14 protein-coding genes are annotated in these 15,913 nt (G+C 40.1%); 4 read left to right on the forward strand and 10 right to left on the reverse strand.

Translation table 11 applies throughout. From position 1 onward, the window contains the following. Positions 1 to 33: 33 nt before the first annotated feature. The 7 genes from FZF08_RS16920 to FZF08_RS16950 all read right to left on the reverse strand — a co-directional run bounded on the left by FZF08_RS16920 (position 34) and on the right by FZF08_RS16950 (position 10,552). Positions 34 to 1,170, reverse strand: coding sequence for a carboxypeptidase-like regulatory domain-containing protein (locus tag FZF08_RS16920; protein WP_159470861.1), 1,137 nt, complete (start codon positions 1,168 to 1,170; stop codon positions 34 to 36). Positions 1,171 to 1,335: 165 nt separating this feature from the next. After that, complete coding sequence (locus FZF08_RS16925; protein WP_159470863.1) at positions 1,336 to 3,099, reverse strand: phospho-sugar mutase; 1,764 nt, start codon at positions 3,097 to 3,099, stop codon at positions 1,336 to 1,338. A 150-nt stretch (positions 3,100 to 3,249) separates the two neighbouring features. Continuing rightward, positions 3,250 to 5,940 carry an MGH1-like glycoside hydrolase domain-containing protein gene (locus FZF08_RS16930; protein ID WP_159470864.1) on the reverse strand — a complete coding sequence of 897 codons (2,691 nt, stop codon included), beginning with the start codon at positions 5,938 to 5,940 and terminating at the stop codon, positions 3,250 to 3,252. A gap of 168 nt (positions 5,941 to 6,108) precedes the next feature. Beyond that, on the reverse strand, positions 6,109 to 7,842 hold the full coding sequence (locus tag FZF08_RS16935; RefSeq protein WP_159470866.1) for a D-alanine--D-alanine ligase: 1,734 nt from the start codon (positions 7,840 to 7,842) through the stop codon (positions 6,109 to 6,111). A gap of 153 nt (positions 7,843 to 7,995) precedes the next feature. Then, positions 7,996 to 8,253 carry a NifU family protein gene (locus tag FZF08_RS16940; RefSeq protein WP_159470868.1) on the reverse strand — a complete coding sequence of 86 codons (258 nt, stop codon included), beginning with the start codon at positions 8,251 to 8,253 and terminating at the stop codon, positions 7,996 to 7,998. 64 nt (positions 8,254 to 8,317) lie between these two features. Beyond that, a complete protein-coding gene (locus tag FZF08_RS16945; RefSeq protein WP_159471117.1) occupies positions 8,318 to 9,427 on the reverse strand; it encodes an Mrp/NBP35 family ATP-binding protein in 1,110 nt (369 codons plus the stop codon). 123 nt (positions 9,428 to 9,550) lie between these two features. Then, complete coding sequence (locus FZF08_RS16950; protein ID WP_159470870.1) at positions 9,551 to 10,552, reverse strand: GSCFA domain-containing protein; 1,002 nt, start codon at positions 10,550 to 10,552, stop codon at positions 9,551 to 9,553. A gap of 491 nt (positions 10,553 to 11,043) precedes the next feature. Between FZF08_RS16950 and FZF08_RS16955 the strand changes: the two genes are divergently transcribed. From FZF08_RS16955 to FZF08_RS16970, 4 genes are read left to right on the forward strand one after another with little or no spacing between them, the layout of a single operon-like run. Continuing rightward, complete coding sequence (locus FZF08_RS16955) at positions 11,044 to 11,205, forward strand: hypothetical protein (protein WP_159470871.1); 162 nt, start codon at positions 11,044 to 11,046, stop codon at positions 11,203 to 11,205. Next, the gene (locus FZF08_RS16960; protein ID WP_159470872.1) at positions 11,186 to 11,326 is read left to right on the forward strand and encodes a hypothetical protein; all 141 of its coding nucleotides are present in this window, start codon (positions 11,186 to 11,188) and stop codon (positions 11,324 to 11,326) included. The genes FZF08_RS16955 and FZF08_RS16960 overlap by 20 nt, the downstream gene beginning before the upstream one ends. A gap of 13 nt (positions 11,327 to 11,339) precedes the next feature. Beyond that, the gene (locus FZF08_RS16965) at positions 11,340 to 12,194 is read left to right on the forward strand and encodes a family 16 glycosylhydrolase (RefSeq protein ID WP_159470873.1); all 855 of its coding nucleotides are present in this window, start codon (positions 11,340 to 11,342) and stop codon (positions 12,192 to 12,194) included. A 35-nt stretch (positions 12,195 to 12,229) separates the two neighbouring features. Next, a complete protein-coding gene (locus tag FZF08_RS16970) occupies positions 12,230 to 14,008 on the forward strand; it encodes a DNA polymerase III subunit gamma/tau (protein WP_159470874.1) in 1,779 nt (592 codons plus the stop codon). A 2-nt stretch (positions 14,009 to 14,010) separates the two neighbouring features. Here the strand turns inward: FZF08_RS16970 and coaE are convergent, their stop codons facing one another. The 3 genes from coaE to yajC all read right to left on the reverse strand — a co-directional run bounded on the left by coaE (position 14,011) and on the right by yajC (position 15,907). Beyond that, positions 14,011 to 14,607, reverse strand: a complete 597-nt coding sequence (gene coaE / locus FZF08_RS16975) for a dephospho-CoA kinase (RefSeq protein WP_159470875.1) — start codon at positions 14,605 to 14,607, stop codon at positions 14,011 to 14,013. A 147-nt stretch (positions 14,608 to 14,754) separates the two neighbouring features. Next, on the reverse strand, positions 14,755 to 15,441 hold the full coding sequence (locus tag FZF08_RS16980) for a hypothetical protein (protein ID WP_229216574.1): 687 nt from the start codon (positions 15,439 to 15,441) through the stop codon (positions 14,755 to 14,757). A 166-nt stretch (positions 15,442 to 15,607) separates the two neighbouring features. Beyond that, entirely contained in the window at positions 15,608 to 15,907 is a 300-nt protein-coding gene (yajC, locus tag FZF08_RS16985) for a preprotein translocase subunit YajC (RefSeq protein WP_159470876.1), read from the reverse strand. Between the last annotated feature and the right edge of the window lie 6 nt (positions 15,908 to 15,913).

Raw genomic sequence — 15,913 nt, forward strand, 5'->3', positions numbered from 1 at the left:
TAACAATTAACCCTTAACAATTAACCATTAAAATTAGTCCTCTCTTTTCCAATCAGCTGGCAGTAAAGTTGAATATCTGTCATTCCCTAAAAATCCGGCGATTTCAAATCCCATGGGCATTACAACCCAGCCCTGGGGCGTGATCACGGCATATCCCTGGGGAAATTTGATTTGGGTATAAGCATAGGGCATATCGTTGTAAGGAGAACTTCCGTGTTTTTTGATATAAAAAACTTCCAACATCGTTCTTGATACAACCAGTCTTTCTGTGGATAATTCTCCGTCCCGGATGAGCCTGTCTCCACGAACCTGTTCAATGCGGTTGTGAACGTTATTTGTGATATAATTGTATCCGTTCATACTTCTTACAGAACGAAACATTCTTAAAGAATCAGGAATTTCCTGAAACACCTTGAATCCGTTTTCCTGTAGACTATCCGAAACCATACTTGCGAGCAAATGTTTTAGTGAGCCCTGGTATGCATTCACCTGATTTCTTCGCCAAAGATTCTTTTGAACCGAGTCTTTTGGTGTTAACAACTGAAAACGTGTACTGCCACCATAGTATACCTTTCCTTCATAATAATCAAAGTCGTCCAGATCCTGGAAAATTTTGTAGCCCAGCGCATTGTTTTCAATAATCAGCGCACCGGTTGTTTGTGCGCTCAAATGGCCGTTATCGTCGAGAGAAATTCGAAGAACTTCCGGATTTAAAATTTTGCAGAGTTTGGCAAAAGGAGATTTGCCCAATAATTCCCTGGTGATAATCGCCAGATGTTTTTCACGTTTTTTATTTTTCCTGGCGTAAATCGTCACGCCGCCCAGCTGCATACCTTCAATCAGCTTAAACTGAACAGTTTTTAAGCCTGGTTGTTCAAATCTTAAAGTTTGTTTTACTGTTTCATAACCCAAAAAAGACACCGCCATTTCAATATTACCAATCGTCAGGCCTGTCAATCTGTAATTACCGTTTTCATCCGCATTTGTACCAATCGTAGAATTATTTACAAAAACGTTAGCAAAAGGCAGTGGTTTGCCCGTTTTTCCATCTGTAACTTTTCCGGTAAGTACAACCGCATTATTTTGCTGAGCATTGGAGATTATGATGATAAAGCTAAAAAGGAAGCTTAATAAAAAGAATCTCTGAAAAAAAGATGGATAACGAAACATTATATGACGGATAACTAACGGGTTAAGTGCTTTTCAACTCAAAGATAAATCAGGAGTTTGGAATCTTCATCCTGATACCGATAATGTTGGCGGTCTGTTGCAAAAGAAAATTCCAACCGGAAAATATTTTCCGGTTGGAATTCCTATATCTCGGTAAAAGAAGATTTATTTCAATCCCAACTCCTCACCAATCGCCTTTACTTTTTCTTTCAATCCGGCATAAACGCTATCGAAATCCTCTTTGCTTTCAAGCTCAGCACGAACGCCTACGTAGAATTTAATCTTCGGTTCTGTTCCGGAAGGTCGGCAAGTGAATTTAGTACCGTCGACCGTGAAGAATTGAAGCACGTTTGATGATTCAATTCCCATTTCACCAGATGGAATTTCCGTTGTTATACCTGATGTAAAATCGGTAGTTGTCAATGCTTTGTAATCATCCATACGGATCACTTCAGAACCTGCCAGCGTTTTTGGCGGATTGGCGCGGAAGTCAGCCATCATTTGCTGAATTTCTTCTGCACCTGTTTTTCCTTTTTTGGTTAATGAAATAAGTCCTTCATAATAGAATCCGAATTTCTTATAAATTTCAATCAGCATATCAAAAAGACTCAAACCTTTGTCTTTTGCATAAGCCGTTAATTCCGCAATCATGGCGCAGGAAGCGATCGCATCCTTATCACGAACAGCATCACCGATCAGATAACCATAACTTTCTTCACCGCCACCGATAAATTGTTCAATACCTTCTTTCTCACGAATTACCTGAGCAATGTATTTGAAACCGGTTAATGTATTATAGCATTTCACGTCATAAGACGCAGCCATTTTATCAATCAGATCTGTTGTTACAATTGTTTTACAAACAAACTGCGTTCCGGTTAATTTTCCGGCATCTTTCCATGCGTTCAAAAGATAGTAAATCAGAACACTTGCAGTTTGGTTACCATTCAAAAGCTGAATTTCGCCATGATGGTTTTTGGCTGCGATACCAACTCTGTCCGCGTCAGGATCTGTTCCTAAAACAAGATCAGCATCAATTTCTTTTGCCTTGTTAACGGCCATTGACATCGCTTCGCTTTCTTCCGGGTTTGGATAAACAACGGTTGGAAACTGGCCATTACCGTTTGGTTCTGCCTGTTCTTCAATCACCGTAACCGATTCAAAACCCATTTTTTTCAATAACTGTGGAACAAGTGTAACACCGGTTCCATGCAAAGGCGTATAGACGATCTTTAAATCTTTCTGACGGGCAATTGCATCTTTTGAAATCGAAAGTGAGAGAATATGATCAAGATATTTTTCATCAATATCAGCTCCGATTTTGATAACTTTTGAAGGATCTCCCACAAACTTGATATCATCAATGGATTTGATCGCGTTTACTTCATCAATAATATTGGAATCATGAGGAGCCACAACCTGTGAGCCATCGTTCCAGTAAGCCTTATATCCGTTGTATTCTTTCGGATTGTGCGATGCCGTAACTACCACACCACTCTGACATCCCAGTTGACGGATTGCAAAAGAAAGCTCAGGCGTTGGGCGAAGCGCTTCAAAAAGATAAACAGTAATTCCGCTTGCAGAAAAAATATCCGCGATAATTTGGGAAAACTCATCTGATTTTATGCGGCTGTCATACGCAATGGCTACTTTGATTTCCTGATTTGGAAACGCTTTGTTCAGATAATTCGCTAAACCCTGCGTTGCAGTACCAACGGTGTAGCGGTTCATGCGGTTTGAACCTACACCGATTAATCCACGTAAACCACCCGTGCCAAATTCAAGATCCTTGTAAAATGCGTCAGTAAGTTCAGTATCATTTCCTTCGTCAATCAATTGTTGAATTGATTGTTTGGTATCAATATCGTAATCGCCTTCAAGCCAGGTATTTACTTTGGCAAGAACAGTAGGATCTAATTGTGCGGTCATAATTAAATTGAAAGATTGTTTTCAGAAACAGTTAGTTTTAAATAAGCCGTTACCGGCAAAACAACAGTACTACGCTGTGCTTTGGATAAAGACTAAAAATATCGTTCTCAGTTGAGTAATTAAAAATATAAAAGTAAAAATAATCCGGAATTACTTACTTACCGGCAGTTCTTCCCGGGCAACTTCTTTCATTTTTTCCTGAGAAGTTTTAAGGATCAGCTCGGCTACCAAACCCGTCCAACCAGTCTGGTGGTTTGCACCGCAGCCTCTTCCGTTGTCTCCATGGAAATATTCATAAAATAAAATATGTTCGCTAAAATTCGGATCCGTCTGCATTTTCTCATCGTCTCCGTTAAATGCTCTTCTGCCTTCCGCGTCTTTTTTAAATATATCAATCAAACGATTTGCAATCGCCATGGCTGCATCTTTAATCGTTACCAGATTTCCCGAGTTTGTCGGATATTCTATCTGGAAATCCTCGCCATAGTAAGCATGAAATTTCATTAAAGAGTCAAAAATCAGGTAATTTAAAGGAAACCAGATCGGTCCACGCCAGTTGGAATTACCACCCATGATATCCGTTAAAGCTTCGGCCGGTGTATAATCTACCTGTAAAACTTCTCCGTTGATATAAAACTTGTATGGATTATCCTTATGATATTTAGACAATGCACGCACACCATAATCAGACAAAAACTCATTTTCGTCCAGCATACGCTTCATGATCATTTTCATCCGGTGACCGCGAAGAATCGATAACAAGCGATTTTCTCCTTTTCCGGATTCAAACCAACGTGATATCAAACGCGCAAGATCAGGCCTGTTTGCCAAAACCCATTCCACACGTCGTTTGAATACAGGCATTTTATCAAGATTCGTAGGATCAAGGATCTCCACCGCAAAAAGTGGTATCAAACCTACAATCGAACGCACTTTCAATAATATGCTTTGACCATTCGGAATATGGATTACATCATAATAAAACTGGTCTTCTTCATCCCATAAACTAATCGAAGAATTTTTACCACCAATGGATTCCATCGCTCCGGCAATATGCAGGAAGTGCTCGAAAAATTTCGATGCCATATCCTGATAAACCGGATGCTGCAATGCAATTTCAACCGAAATTCGCAACATGTTCAGCGTATACATCGCCATCCAGCCTGTTGCATCCGCCTGCTGGAGTTTTCCACCAAAAGGCATTGGTGTTGAACGGTCAAATACACCAATATTATCAAGCCCAAGGAAACCACCACTGAAAATATTATTACCGGTATCATCCTTTTGATTGACCCACCAAGTGAAATTCAGCAATAATTTGTGGAATATCTTTTCCAGAAATTCGACATCACCAACGCCATTATTTTGCTCCCGGTCAATTTCGTATACCTTCCATGTTGCCCAACCGTGAACGGGCGGGTTAACGTCAGAGAAATTCCACTCGTATGCAGGAATCTGTCCGTTGGGATGCATGTAATATTCCCGTAGTAAAATTTCTAGTTGTCGTTTGGCAAAATCAGCATCAACCCTGGCGAGCGGTACACAATGGAAAGCCAGATCCCAGGCAGCAAACCACGGATATTCCCACTTATCGGGCATGGAAATAATGTTGGCAGAATACAAATGTTTCCATCCGGAATTCCTCCCCCACTTTCGTCCCTGATTAGGTTCAGGCTGGGCGGGGTCACCTTTTAGCCATTCGTATACATTGTAGTAATAAAACTGCTTGCTCCACAACATCCCGGCATAAGCCTGGCGCTGAATCGAACGGAGATCAGCATCGGCTACATCTTTTTGAATATCATCATAAAATTCATCAGCCTCGCGAATTCTTTTGTTGAAAAGATCTTCAAATCCACCGAAAGGCTCTGATATAGAATGATTTACATAACGCATGCGAAAAACAACACTTTCTCCGGCTTTGATTGTTTTGGTAAACCGTGCCGAAGCTTTTGTACCAATACTATTTGGATTGACGGTGGCCGTTTTTCTGCCGCTGACGATGTAATCGTTTATACCATCTTTTGGATAAGCCGTATTATTGGCTGTACCGTATAACTTTTTAAGATTTGATTCATTTTCACAAAACAAAAGCTCGTCTGCATTATCCAGGTACAGATTATACTTTCCGTGTTTCCGGTGAGTCACCTCGATCAAACGGTTTGAAATCCCGTTCATCATCGGTTTGTAGTTGAACGCCTCATATCCCCACGACCATGTATTCCTGAACATAATCGTTGGTAAAACCGTAATCGGAGCATCTTTTGGGCCACGGTTATGCACCGTCACTTTCATCATGATATCCTCTTCGTCGGCCTTGGCATGTTCTATAAAAATGTCGAAATATTCATTGTTATCGAACACACCCGTATCCATGATTTCATACTCCGGATCCTCTTTCCCCCTCTTCCCATTTTCCTGACGAAGTTTATCATAAGGAAATTGCTGCTGAGGATATTTATAAAGCATTTTGGTGTAGGAATGCGTTGGCGTACTATCCAGATAATAGTACATTTCCTTAACATCCTCCCCGTGATTTGATTCACGGTTTGTCAATCCAAAAATCCGTTCTTTTAAAAATTTATCACGATGGTTCCAAAAAGCGAAAGAGAGACAGATATGTTGTTTGTTATCAGAAAAACCTCCGATGCCATCTTCTCCCCAGCGATATGTTTTGGACAAAGCCATTTCGTGGGTAATGTAATTCCAGGCATCACCATTTCCGCTGTAATCTTCACGTACAGTTCCCCACTGACGCTCAGACAGATATGGCCCCCATTTTTTCCAACCTTTGTTTTCTTTTTGTAGGCTTAACCGTACTTTCTCTGCGCCGTGTGCCATTGGTTCGTCAAATTATCGGAGTCAAAAAACTCAATTAAAAATCTACACCTAACTAAATTCCAGGTTTGAAAAACCGTAAAAGTTGTGTAGAAAATGAAATTTACTAAAAAAGAGCTTTAAACAAGCTCTTTTTTGTCCTTAAAAATGGTAAATAAATTATTAGTCGATTTAGATGACAACCCAGTCCCTAATTAATTCTATGGCTTCTACGTTGTTAAAAACATGAATCTGATCGTCGATTTCACCCGCAAAAAAATCAGTAATTGACTTCGCTTTTTGAGCGGTTTCAGTCAAAAGCGGATGTCTTCCCTGACTTATCAATCCTTCAACATCTACAATATATTCTTTGAACATAAACGGATTCGGAAGCTGGTAGTATTTACCATCGGTTCCGTGTAAAACAGGAACCGGTTTATAAACTCCGTCTGCAAATAATTTACCATAGGTTTGTCTTGCCAAGGCATAATGCTCGTCCGAGGCATCAAAAAGAATCCCCTTAACTGGTTTGACAACATTTTTTTCAGCCGTTATTTTTTCATCCAAACTTTCAAGCAAATGTCTCAGATTCCAGGTATCTTTCCCCAAACGAATTCTTTCTCTAATTGATTGACGAATGAAATAAGTTAACGCTTGTGTAACGCTCAATCCAATTTCTGCCATTTGTTTAAAAATGAAAGAAGTCGGCGACATACCTGGAATCGTGTTCGGGTCATGAAGTAAAATAGTCCCTTCTGGGGTTAAAAATCCATCGATCCGAACGCAAACCGTAATGCCCAGTTGCTGGAAAACCTCTGCTATAACTTTCTGAATTTCCCGGTTTTTTTCAAGCGTAGTATCAACCGGTATTCTTTTCCGACTTGCTCCTGGTTTGTATTTGGCATTAAAATCAAAAACGTCAACCATTTTAATCACTTCACTTGGAGGCAAAGCCAATGGTTTTCCGTTGTCAAATTGAATACAACCACAGGAGAATTCCTGACCTTCAATAAATTCTTCAAGCAAAATCTGATCTTCTGCGTTGGAGCTGCTCAAAACAATAATATCGTCCTGAACAACAAACATATTTGTCAGTTGTTCTAGCAAATCTGCCGGATGATAAATGATTTTATCTCCGTTCACAACAACCGGAAACCCTATTCCTTCATCCAGATTGGCAATGCGCTGCACATATGCGCGTTTCCCGGCTGCGTCCAGTGCTTTCCAGGTTTTACTTTCCAGTTCAACCTGAAAAAAACATTGATTGACAGCCGCGACAAAAGCGTCCAGAGAATCTTCCTTTACAATAGCAACGCCAATCGAAGAACCCTGATGAGGCGCTTTTATTACCAAAGGTAAACCCAGATGTTTTTTAAGGACTGTAAAAAGAATGGAGTATTCGCGTGGAATCCACTGATCATAGCGTAATGTCCAGCTTTTCTTTTGCTGATTGTTAACCAGCGCGATCATTTCATTTTGAAGAATTTTATCAATTCCAACCGCAGAACCCATCAAACCAGGCCCGCTGTATGGAATTTTAAACCATTCCAGTAATCCCTGAATGGCGCCATCTTCACAATCGGGACCGTGCATGGCCAGAAATGCGAAATCAAAATGATCTTTAAATTGATCCGGAGATAAAAGAACACCAATTTCGCGTGAAACCGGTTGTTTTGCCATTTCCGGAAATGACTCTATATAAGTTTTGAAATCGTCTGTCTGATTACTTTTTGCCGGATAGAAGTCCCTGATTTCCTTTGAATACATCAAAGAATGTTCCAGTTTTATAAAGCGACCGAAGCTGTCGACAAAAACGGGAACCGGTTCAAAAAGTGATTTATCCAAGTACTCGAAAGCGGTTTTCCCGCCCGCAAATGAAATTTCCCTTTCGCGGGAGGGACCTCCAAAAAAAACTCCTATGCGCATATTATTGCCTGATTGATGCATTTAAAACGTACCTGCAATATAAGCAGTATTTAAAATGAATCAATTGCAACTTATGGTGCATAGGAAAAATTTATTTCAATTTGGCTGCTTTACAGTCAAACTGAATCAGGTTCGTTAACGATTAACGAACGGTTATGCTAATGAAGGCACGTTTGATGCTACTACGCGGTTGATATGCGGAACTGCCTTACGAATCGATTCTTCAAGACCGGCACGGAAAGTCATGGCACTCATCGGGCAGCTTTGGCAAGAACCTAAAAGTTCCAGTTTTACTGTAAGATCATCCGTCAATTCTACCAACTTCACGTCACCGCCATCTGCATGTAAATACGGACGAACAGTGTCCAACGCCTGCTCAATTAATTCTAATGTTTTTTCTCTTGAATCCATTATTAAAAAAGTCTATTCGGTAATATGCAAGATTTTATTGATAAAGTCAAACAAGGCTACTGTTTTAAGCCTGAATCTCTACAATTTGCGTTTTCTCTTTTGTTGCATTCCTGATGGCAACCTGTTGCGCCAAACCTTCTGCTGCATGGCGGAAAGCGTCATTCACGATCGGATTAACATCCATCACAGCCGGGCGACCTTCATCTCCCGCTTCACGAATGCCTTGTACCAAAGGGATTTGTCCTAACAAAGGTACATCAAATTTATCAGCCAGCGATTGTCCGCCGCCTTTTCCAAAAATATGATATTTACTATCCGGAAGCTCTTCCGGTGTGAACCAGGCCATATTTTCAATTACGCCCAAAATCGGAACATTAATTTGCGGTTGACGGAACATTGACATCCCTTTAACAGCATCTGCTAATGCAACTTTCTGAGGTGTTGTTACGATAATTGCACCTGTAACGGGCACTGTTTGTACCAAGGTAAGGTGAATATCACTCGTTCCCGGAGGAAGATCAATCAACAAATAATCCAGATCGCCCCAATCAGTATCTCCGAAAAATTGTTTCAAAGCCTGACTAGCCATCGGACCACGCCAAACAACGGCACTATCCGCGGGCGTCAGAAATCCGATAGAAATCATTTTGATCCCATACTGACGAATCGGATTAATATAATTTTTCCCATCTTTCGGTGTGATCGTTGGCTGCATGTTTTCTGCACCAAACATCAACGGAATGGAAGGGCCGGAAATATCTGCATCAATAATCCCAACAGAAGCACCTGAACGGTGCAGAGCCATCGCAAGATTAGCTGTAACGGTTGACTTCCCTACTCCACCCTTTCCCGAAGAAATGGCAATCACATTTTTAACACCCGGAATAAGGGCCGCCCCTAATGGCCTGATACTCGTTACATTTGAAGTTAAATTGACGATAACTTCAACATCCGGATTCAAATGTGTATGAATCGCTTCAACACACAATCTCTTTATTAATTCTTTCAAAGGGCAAGCCGGTGTGGTTAAAATAACCGTAAATTTCACCTGGTTTATACCGATTTCGATATCCGTAATCATATTCAGGGTTACCAGATCCTGTTTAAGATCAGGTTCCTGAACAGTGCCTAAAGCCTGTAATACTTTTTCCTTATTGATTGTAAATTCGCCCATCGTAATTATTTCGCCCGGAAAACCGGTGCGGTACTTGATATGAGTTTTGGATTTTCCCAAAACCGCTATTTTTTATATATTTCTTCTGATCTAACTGAACACGGAATACCGTGAATGAGTTTATCAGTTCACAGGAAATTCTCTAATTCTCCGATTTACTTCTATTAATTCATTGGATAAATCTACCTGTCCCTCCAAATCACTCAATCTGACTTGTAGTGTATGCAACAATGCCAGATGGCTCGGTGTAAATCCATGTTGGGCATTATGGTTCAGCATTTTCTGAATTCCCTCCCAGCCTTTCATAAAGTCCAATGCCGACTTATCTATATAAGCCTCCGCAAAAGTACGAAAGATATGCTCCTCAGCCACACTGTTTGGATGAATAAGATCTGGTTTATAAAAGCGGTAATCGCGTAATTCATCGACCATGATCTCATAGGCCGGAAAATAATTAACCTGCTTAAATTTCTCAGACAAGCGGTGACAAACCAAACGTAAAGTCGATTTACTAACCTGATTCAAAGAAAGTGTATCTTTTGTATGACGAACCGGACTAACGGTGAATATAATTTTCAGGTCTCTTTTAATCGATTGCAGTTTGAATAAAAGATGCTCAAGACCGATCATAATCTGATCAAGGTGAAGCAATTCCTTCACAAAACGATCAGAAGGCACTTTATGGCAATTTCCAACGAGCACATTTGTTGCCCTGTGTCGGTAAGCAAAAGCGGTCCCAAGAGTGATGACAAGCACATCAGCATTTCTCAAAAACTGATTCACTTGCTTTTGTTTTTCAATCAGTTTTTCTTCCAAACCTACCCGGCTTGTCGACCAGAGCGAAGAGTGAAAATCATGATGTAACCAGATCCCGTCGGCATTCTGGTGATAAAGCGCTGCATGTGGTGGTTTTCCTTCCAGTGACAAATCAAGAAGTTTGGCAATAGCCAGCGGGTTGAAAACGGTTCCAAAAGGATTATTCAATACCGAAAATTTATTCCCGGAAAGCTGATTCCCTAACACATCGGCAAAACAGGAACCGATGGTTGCTATATTGGATTGATGATTTATTTTCCATTCTGAAGGTATGACGTTGAGTTCTGTGGTAAGTTTTAATTGCTTCATTCGGTCTGTATTATGGGGCGAGCAAAATTAATAAGTTTTGGTCAGTCCGGCACAAAGAACCTGAGGAAGAGGATTTCAATAATTGATTTATAAACGTTAAATTTGATCAATAATGCACACACGGGAGGAATAATGATTGAATTAGTGAATGGGAGAATGATTGAATGTGGGCTTTTCGGAATGGAAACACCAATATTGCCCATTAATAGATTATCGACTTTTTCACGAAATAAAATCGTTGAATTTGCTTGAAGCAATTTTCTTTATCTCGTATTTTGACCTCAACGTGCTCCTTTGGAGCGTCCTGTTTATAGGAATATTTGATTTCCAGCCACTACCCTAACTCCGTCGGAGTTTCCTTAAATCTTAGGAGGCTCCTAAGGAGCCAGAAAAATAAATCTTGAATTACCTTTCTATACACAGAAAGCTCCACAAGAGCTGTTTATTTTGATTATCATTTCAATGTTTGATTTTACCATAACTCTTTGAACATGGCAAAAAATAGAAGGAATACTTCTCTCAAATTAAGCGGCGAGCAAATCGTTAATAAAAAACTAAAAGAAATGAATGAATTATTGAGAGGTGTTGATCTTTCAAATTTACCAAAAAAGCCAAATTCCAACCCGGATTGTTATGAAAACAAAGAAAATTGAGCCTATACAAAAACTTACAGGTGAACAGATTGTTCAAAAAAAGTTAGATGAAGCCAATGCGATGTTAAGAAAAATGGACTTCTCAAAATTACCACAACGAATTGCTAAAAATCAAGGTTAATTTGGATAGTAATATGCAAAAATCCCCTTTCCTAAAACTAAGTTTTCTCTCAGTTTGCCTAATCGGCTTTATTGATTGTTCACAATCCCAAACTCCACCTTCGCAATCTTCCACTGCGATATATGAGTTTGGATCGACACCGATCTGGCAGGATGAATTTAATGATTCAGGAAAACCTGATGTTAAAAAGTGGAGTTATGATTTAGGCGGTGATGGCTGGGGAAATCATGAGCTGGAAAACTATACTGACAAATCAGAAAATGCCCGTGTTGAAAATGGTAATCTTATTATTGAAGCCAGAAAAGAAAGTTCTGGTAAGCAGAATTACAGTTCGGCCCGATTGGTGACAAAAGGAAAAGGAGATTTTCTGTATGGCAAATTTGAGATTCGTGCCAAACTTCCGCTAGGCCGCGGAACCTGGCCTGCAATCTGGATGCTTTTTTCGCAAGAAAACTATGGCAATAAAGGCTGGCCGGATAATGGCGAAATTGACATTATGGAACACGTCGGTTTTGACCAGAATCATATCCACGGAAATATACACACCAAAGCATTTAACCACGTTTTGAAAACAAATAAAGGTGGCGACACACTACTAACCGATGCTTCAACGGCATTTCATACCTATATCTGTGAATGGACACCCGGATACGTCTCCATCGGCATTGACGGAAAAGAATATTTCCGGTTCAATAAAGAATCCGGCTATTCCTGGGAACAATGGCCTTATGACAAATCTTTTCATTTAATATTAAATATGGCTGTTGGCGGCGATTGGGGTGGACAGAAAGGCGTGGATGACAGCATTTTCCCTCAAAAAATGGAAGTTGATTACGTCCGTGTTTATCCGTTGGTAGAGAAAAAGTAATTTGAAATTCCGTCGCACGGAGCTAACTTGCACCCATGGATCATTTCGTTGTTTCGGCCAGAAAGTATCGTCCGGTCACTTTCGACTCGGTAGTTGGCCAATCACATATCACGACTACGCTTAAAAATGCAATTCGTACCAATCACCTCGCACAGGCTTTCCTGTTTTGCGGTCCGCGTGGTGTTGGGAAGACTACCTGTGCCCGTATTCTTGCAAAAACAATTAACTGTCAGAATCTTGGTGACGATGTAGAAGCTTGCGGTGAGTGTGAGTCCTGTGTCAGTTTTCAAAATAATGCCTCTTTCAACATCCACGAACTGGATGCTGCATCCAATAACTCTGTTGAAGATATCCGTAACCTGATCGATCAGGTGCGCTACCCGCCTCAAACCGGAAAATACAAAATCTATATCATTGATGAGGTTCACATGCTTTCGCAGGCTGCTTTTAATGCCTTTTTGAAAACATTGGAAGAACCGCCGGGATATGCGATTTTTATTTTGGCAACAACTGAAAAACATAAAATCCTGCCGACGATCTTATCCCGTTGTCAGATTTTCGATTTCAACCGTATCCAGCCAAAAGATATTGCTTATCACCTCGCTGATATTGCAAAAAAGGAAGGAATTGAAACAGAAAAAGAAGCACTCGAACTGATCGGACAGAAAGCGGACGGAGGTTTGCGTGATGCACTTTCGATGTTTGATTTAAATGTTACTTTCTCAACCGATAATCATTTGACTTATGCAGCGGTTTTAGAAAACCTGCATATTCTGGATTATGATTATTATTTCAAAATAACAGACGCTTTAACAGCTGCAAGTGTAGCACGTTCTTTAATAATATTTGATGAGATATTAAGAAAAGGATTTGACGGACATTTGTTTATTGTCGGTTTGCTTGAACATTTCCGAAATCTTCTGGTCTGTAAAGATCCGGCGACTGTTTCTCTTTTACAGGTTTCAGAATCTGCCGAGCGAAAATACGTTGACCAGTCCAGAGATGCGGATATGAGCTTTTTGCTTTCGGCATTAAGCGTCGCCAGTCAGTGTGATATCAATTATAAAGCTGCAAAAAATCAGCGATTGCATGTGGAGCTTTGCCTGATGAAACTGGCAAATCTCCCCAATATCCTTCAACTTCATTCTCTTGCGGCCGTTGATGAAACGGCAAAAAAAAAAGTTGAGCCTCAACAATCCGTAAATACTAACGAAGCAAAAGAGCCGACGCCGGTTTATGAAAATCAGGCGAAGGAAGTTTCGTATTCCAATGGTAATGTTGCACCTGTTGTTCAGCAACCGGTAATTCAGGCCACGGCAAAACCGTCAAAACTTAGAAGTACAACACAACTTACTCCACAAGACCCAACCGCTCAGAGCGGATCAGCGAAAGAAGTTGCAGCTCCTTCTAACGAAGTTTTAACTGCTCAACAACCCCCGAAAATACTTCTCGAACTTACGTTGGAAAACTTGCAGCAGGTTTGGCACGAATTCGCTGATATAAGAAAACGTACAAAAGATTCTACTACGGAAGGAATCGCATTGAACAGAGCGGTAGAACTGGTTGATTTCACCATTCAGGTTGCGCTTGATAATGATCCGCAAATGGATGCTTTGCAGAGTATGCGTTATGATTTGCTTGGGTATTTGAAAAGCAAATTTAATGCACCCAGATTGGAAATAAATGCGCGTGTAGCACCGCACGAAGTAAATCGGCTACCTTACACGCCTGCGGAGAAATTCAATTACATGGCGGAGAAAAATCCCTATTTGTTAGAGCTAAAACAAGCTTTGGGATTAGATGTAGATTTCTAGATTTACTTCCTGCTAGTTTCCAGAAATAATTTGTGAAGTTTCAAAACCTGCGGAATCAAGGCAACATTTTCGCCGTTATCGATCTTAAAATCTGCAATCTCATCTCGTTCTTCATCTGAAATTTGTCTCTCAATAATTGATTTGATTTCTGCTTCCGAGCGGTTCTTATCACGATTTCTTATACGTGACAAACGTAGTTCAACAGAAGCAGTTACCACAATCACAAAATCCAGATTGTTATTATCACCAGCCTTATTCATAATCGCTGCTTCCTTGATCACATATGGAAAATAGCTATTTTTTTCTAACCAGCCATCGGTATCTTTTCCAACAGCCGGATGAATAATCGCATTAAGTTTTTTAAGAAGATCCGGATCTTTGAAGACCTGTGAGGAAACATAAGGACGATTGTATTCACCATCCAAGGTATAAGATTCCGAGCCAAGTAATTGAATTACGGCCTCGCGGATTGCAGGATCATGGTTTGTAAGCCATTTCGCACGGGAATCAGCGTCATACATTGGAATATCCAGACAGGCAAATAACCTGCAAACAATGCTTTTCCCTGAACCAATGCCACCTGTTACACCAACTTTCATTTTTAATGATTAAGTATTAATTGTTAATTGTTAATGGGGATCAGGATCGAAATGAGATTTTGTCCGTAATAATTAACCTTATTAAACAACCATTCTGTATTATTCAAAAGGCTTCAAATGCCATCATTAATCCTTAACAATTAACAATTAATCCTTGTTTAGGACTTGCGCTACCTCGAAGCTCACATACACATCCCTGTGGCTAACTTCTACCAGTGGAGAAACTGCTATCGGAATTGGCAGGCTTTCATCGTAATTATTTTGAATTTTCTTGGTAGGAATTCCGATTCGGATGGTATCAGGATAATTGCGGATTATAGAAATTGGCCCGTCCACTGAAATCAGAGAAGGCGAAACATTGACAATACTCGAAATCACATAACCTTCGCGCATATTTATTCCGGCACTATCAATTCGGATAGGGATAATTTTCCTGATTTTTCTTTCAAAACTAAGTTCGAAAGTATCGGAAACCACGTAGTTCACTTTCACATCCGGAAACAATTCCGTGATCTGATCGGTCAAAGATGTAGAGTTGATAAAACTGGCTTTGGTTGGATTTAAGACTTTGTAAACAACCGGAAGCGCGTTGAAATTCAGCCATGATTTTCTCAGTAAATTCCACCCGTCGCCCGTTACATTCACAGAAATCCTTTTTGGTAAAGGCTGCAAAGGTACAAAAGAAGCGGCATCATACTCTACTTTTAACGGATAGCTGAGCCTGATGGAATAATCTTCCTTGTTCAGCACATTCATCAACCAGAAAAATGTAGCTGCCAAAAGACACCCTAAAAAAGTATTGATCTTATTCCGACCTGATGGAATGTTACTCACAGCTTGTATTTTAATAATTGTATATTTTACCAATATACAGTTAATACGTATTATACAAAAAAGCGGTGTCAGGATCTGATGTAATTACCTCAATATCAAATATAAAGGCCACCCCTGACACCACTCAAAAAATTATATCAAATAAATAACGTTGTTCTGTTATATATTATTCTGCTATCGTACGGGCAATTGCCGATTTGTCAACAGTCAATTTTACACCTTTATCAAGTTCAAGCGTTACCAAAGTTTCTTCAACTGTGTAAACTCTTGCGTGAATTCCACCGATGGTTACAACCTGATCACCTTTTTTAATAGCGTTCAAAAGTGTTTTAAGATCTTTTTGTTTCTTTTGCTGCGGACGGATCATGAAGAAATAAAATACCCCGATAATCCCAACCCACATCACCACCTGATAAATCATGGCCTGTGAGCCACCTGCTGCTTGTAATAAAATAGAAAGTTTCATTATTGT

It is taken from the genome of Dyadobacter sp. 3J3, from assembly GCF_009801115.1.
Lineage (GTDB): Bacteria > Bacteroidota > Bacteroidia > Cytophagales > Spirosomataceae > Dyadobacter.